At 63.7% G+C, this 4,073-nt stretch carries 5 protein-coding genes; all 5 read left to right on the top strand.

The window, feature by feature from the left end:
- On the top strand, positions 1 to 1,133 hold a 1,133-nt coding region (locus EOA24_RS29475; RefSeq protein WP_210213613.1), incomplete at its 5' end, for an NAD(P)/FAD-dependent oxidoreductase.
- A gap of 70 nt (positions 1,134 to 1,203) precedes the next feature.
- Positions 1,204 to 1,794, top strand: coding sequence for an amino acid synthesis family protein (locus EOA24_RS29470; RefSeq protein WP_126081802.1), 591 nt, complete (start codon positions 1,204 to 1,206; stop codon positions 1,792 to 1,794).
- Positions 1,795 to 1,824: 30 nt separating this feature from the next.
- Entirely contained in the window at positions 1,825 to 2,283 is a 459-nt protein-coding gene (locus EOA24_RS29465) for a YbhB/YbcL family Raf kinase inhibitor-like protein (RefSeq protein ID WP_126081803.1), read from the top strand.
- A gap of 69 nt (positions 2,284 to 2,352) precedes the next feature.
- Positions 2,353 to 3,075: a class II aldolase/adducin family protein gene (locus EOA24_RS29460; RefSeq protein ID WP_126081804.1), complete on the top strand. Its 723-nt coding sequence runs from the start codon at positions 2,353 to 2,355 to the stop codon at positions 3,073 to 3,075.
- A 113-nt stretch (positions 3,076 to 3,188) separates the two neighbouring features.
- Positions 3,189 to 4,073 (top strand): GMC family oxidoreductase N-terminal domain-containing protein (locus tag EOA24_RS29455; protein ID WP_189354331.1); only part of this gene is annotated, 885 nt, incomplete at its 3' end.

Here is a 4,073-nt window from a genome sequence, read left to right as displayed (position 1 = left end):
ATGTAAACAAAACTCCGGGCAAGACGCGTCGCGCGGAGGTCGCCGGTGGGGGCTTCGCCGGCCTGACGGCCGCCATCGCTCTCAAGCAGAACGGCTGGGACGTCAGGTTGCACGAAAAAAGCTCCGAACTGCGGGCATTCGGCGCGGGCATCTATCTCTGGCACAATGGCCTTCGCGTGCTCGAAGGGCTGGGCGCCTTGGACGATGTTCTCCAGGGGTCGCATACGCCTCCGACCTACGAAACCTGGATGCATAACAAGTCGATCTCCAGGGAGACGTTCAACGGCCTTCCCTGGCGCATCATGACGCGCAGCCATTTGCACGATGCTCTCGTCAGCCGCGCTCGTGCCCTGGGGGTCGATATTCGCGTCGATTCCGAGGCGGTCGCGGCCGACCCGGAAGGCCGCCTGACCCTCCAGACCGGCGAGGTTCTGGAAGCCGACCTGATCGTCGGAGCGGACGGCGTGGGCTCCAAGGTCAGGGACTCCATAGGGTTCAAGCAGGACCGCTGGACGTCGAAGGATGGAATTATCCGGCTGATCGTCCCGCGCAAGAAAAAGGAACTCGGCCACGGCGAGTGGGACAACACCATCGACATGTGGAACTTCTGGCCGCGCGTCCAGCGTATCCTTTATTCGCCCTGCAACGAGAACGAATTGTATCTGGGTCTGATGGCGCCGGCCGCCGATCCGCGTGGGTCGAAAGTTCCGCTCGACCTCGAGGTCTGGGTCGAGATGTTCCCTTTCCTCGAGCCATGCCTGGTCGAAGCCGCGAAGCTCGAGACTGCGCGGTACGACACGTATCAGACGAACAAGCTGGACAGCTGGACCAGAGGCAAGGTGGCGCTGGTGGGCGACGCCGCGCATGCGATGTGCCCGGCTCTTGCCCAGGGCGCCGGCTGCGCGATGGTCAACGCCTTCAGCCTGTCGCAGGACCTGGAGGAGGGCGCTTCGGTCGAGGATGCGCTCGTCGCCTGGGAGACGCGTATTCGCCCGATCACCGATCGCTGCCAGGCCCTTTCCGGCGACTATGCGGCGAACCGCTCGCTTTCCAAGGGAAACATGTTCACGCCGGCCGCGCTCGAAGCCGCGCGCTTCGACCCGCTGCGCCGTGTCTACTCGTGGCCGCAATAGGGCTCGGGCGGACTGGTCCAAGAATTAATCGGGGCGCGCGAAAGATGCGCGCTCCCTTCAGGAGATAGAGATGAATTATTCCAGTGAAGTCGAGCGGGATTACGATGTCAGGGGATGGTACGCCTCGGTCCAAGAAAGCCGGCATGACGGCGGCACGCCTGGCGAGACCCTCGTCAAGGTCGCGACTGGCGTCGTCATACGCAATCCGTTCGCCGGAAAGTACGTCGCCGAATTGTCCGATCTGACCAATCCGAGTTCGGCTATCGGCCATGCGCTCGGCGAACGTGCCGTGGCGCTGCTCGGCAACAGGCCGGTCGAGAGCTATGGCAAGGGCGGTATCGCGGGCACGGCCGGAGAGCAGGAGCATGTGGTCGCCTGCATCACCACCGTATTTGGCGATCCGCTGCGCCAGCAGGTCGGCGGCGGCAAAGCCTGGATCTCGTCGGTCAGCAAGGTCGCCGTTGCCGGCACCACCATCGATATTCCGCTTGCCCACAAGGACGAGCTCTACATCCGCTCCCACTATGACGCCGTCACTTTTTCGGTGCCGGACGCGCCGCGCCCGGACGAGCTTTTGATCTGCGTTGCGGTCGCATCGGGCCCGCGCGTGCATCAGCGCGTCGGCGGCAAATCCGTCGCCGACCTCAAGGCCGGCGTCTAGTTCGCTCGAATTGCTGAAGGACGAGATTAAATGCCCCTGAACATCAAGGACCTCAAGATTACGTCGGCGGATTTCCAGCCGCTCGGAAGATTGCGCGACGAGCACGCGGGCGACAAGGGCAACGTGGTGCCCAGGCTCAGCATCAGCGGCGTTCCTGCAGGAACAAAGGAACTGGCGCTGATCTGTCATGATCCGGACGCGCCCCTGGCCAATGGTTTCACGCATTGGGTCGTCTACGGCATCGATCCCTCGACCACCGATCTTTCGGACGCGCAGGAAAAATTTCGCGTCGGACCCAACGGCGCGGGCGACAAGCAGTATTACGGGCCGCAGCCGCCCGCTGGCCATGGCAAGCATCACTACTACTTCTGGATCTATGCGCTCGACACGAAGGTCGAAGGCACCCCCGCCAGGGAAGAGTTCCTGCAGAAATATGCCGGGAACATCATCGAGCAGAACCGGATCGTCGGCATCTACGAGAACAAGTGAAACCGTGGCGCGGGCGGCCGACAACAAGAATAAAAATGGCCGCCATCGCCGCGTAATGGGAGAATTGGAATGAAAGACAACAACCCGGTGCGCCAGAAGGTCTTCGAAGAGCTGGTCACGGCGACGAAGATACTTCTGCACGAAGGCATCATGGACACGTTCGGGCATATCAGCGCCCGCGACCCCGAGGACCCCGAAAGCTTCTTTCTGGCTCAGAAGCTCGCGCCGAGCCTGATAACCGTCGACGACATCCAGCGTTTCAATCTCGACGGCGAGACGCCGGATAACCGGCCCTCCTATCTGGAGCGCTATATTCACAGCGAAATCTACAAGGCGCGGCCGGACGTCCAGTGCGTGCTCCACACCCACTCGCCGGCCGTCTTGCCCTATTGCTTCGTCGACACGCCGCTGCGGCCGGTCACCCACATGGGGGCCTTCATCGGCGAGTCCGTCCCGGTGTACGAGATCCGCGACAAGCACGGCGACGAAACGGACCTCTTCGGCGGCAGCCCCGATGTCTGCGCGGACATTGCCGAAAGCCTCGGCGGCAGCACCGTGGTCCTGATGGCGCGTCATGGCGTCGTCAATGTCGGCAACTCCGTGCGCGAGGTCGTCTTCCGCGCCTTCTATCTCGAGCAGGAAGCGAAGGCGCTCACGGCCGGCCTGCAGATCGGCACGATCAAGTATCTGTCGCCGGGCGAGATCAAGACGGCGGGAAAGCTCGTCGGCGCCCAGATCGACCGCGGGTGGAACCACTGGTCGCAGCGCCTGAGAGAGGCTGGCCTGCTCTAGTGCCGGCCGCCTTGTGGAATGACTAGGCGATCCCGGCCCGTGCCGGGATTTCCAGGCTCGGTTTCAACAGTTCACTGGCCCCCGGGCGCCGGACGAAGGCAATGAAACGCATCATGCAGCACGCGCAAAGTTACGACTATGTCATCGTTGGGGCCGGATCGGCCGGTTGCGTGCTCGCCAACCGGCTGAGCGCCGATCCGGGATGCTCGGTGCTGTTGCTCGAGGCCGGCGGCTGGGACCGCGACCCCATGATCCACATACCGCTTGGATGGGGCAAGATCCTGACCGAGCGCCGGCACGACTGGATGTATTTCTGCGAGCCGGAGGACAATGTCGGCGGGCGCAGGGTCGAGTGCGCGCGCGGCAAGGTCATCGGCGGATCGTCGTCGACCAACGCCATGGCCTATGTGCGCGGAAATCGCGGCGACTACGACCGCTGGGCCGCCAGCGGGCTAAGCGACTGGTCGTATGACAAGGTCCTGCCCTATTTCCGGAAACAGGAAAGCTGGGAAGGGGGCGAGAGTCGCTTTCGCGGCGGGTCCGGTCCGGTGAATACCCAGTTCTGCCGCTACAAGGACACGCTGATCGAGGCGTTTGCGCAGGCCAGCGTGCAGGCAGGCTACCCGCAGACCGACGACTACAATGGCGAGCGGCAGGAAGGCTTCGGCCGCCTGCAGATGACGATCTCCAAGGGGCGGCGCAGCTCGACCGCGTCGGCCTATCTGCGGCCGGTCCTGCGGCGGCCCAATCTCACCGTCCTCACCGAAGCGACGGCGACCAAGATCATCCTGGAAGGCACGCGCGCCACCGGCGTGGCGATAAACCATCGCGGCAGCGAGCGAACAGTCATCGCACGCAGGGAAGTGCTGCTCTCCGGCGGGGTGATCAACACGCCGCAACTGCTGATGCTGTCCGGCATCGGGGCGCCGGACGAGCTTGCGGCGCATGGCATCCAGACACGCGTCAACCTGCCCGCGGTCGGCAAGAACCTGCAGGAT

It is taken from the genome of Mesorhizobium sp. M2A.F.Ca.ET.039.01.1.1 (assembly GCF_003998035.1).
Taxonomy (GTDB): domain Bacteria; phylum Pseudomonadota; class Alphaproteobacteria; order Rhizobiales; family Rhizobiaceae; genus Mesorhizobium.
The sequence above is the reverse complement of the archived record's forward strand: the minus strand, read 5'-3'. Positions and strand labels throughout refer to the sequence as shown.

Bases quoted from the DNA above. Each gene is read 5' to 3' on its own strand.
- EOA24_RS29470 (WP_126081802.1), top strand. From the start codon at position 1,204: ATGAATTATTCCAGTGAAGTCGAGCGGGATTACGATGTCAGGGGATGG.
- EOA24_RS29465 (WP_126081803.1), top strand. From the start codon at position 1,825: ATGCCCCTGAACATCAAGGACCTCAAGATTACGTCGGCGGATTTCCAG.
- EOA24_RS29460 (WP_126081804.1), top strand. From the start codon at position 2,353: ATGAAAGACAACAACCCGGTGCGCCAGAAGGTCTTCGAAGAGCTGGTC.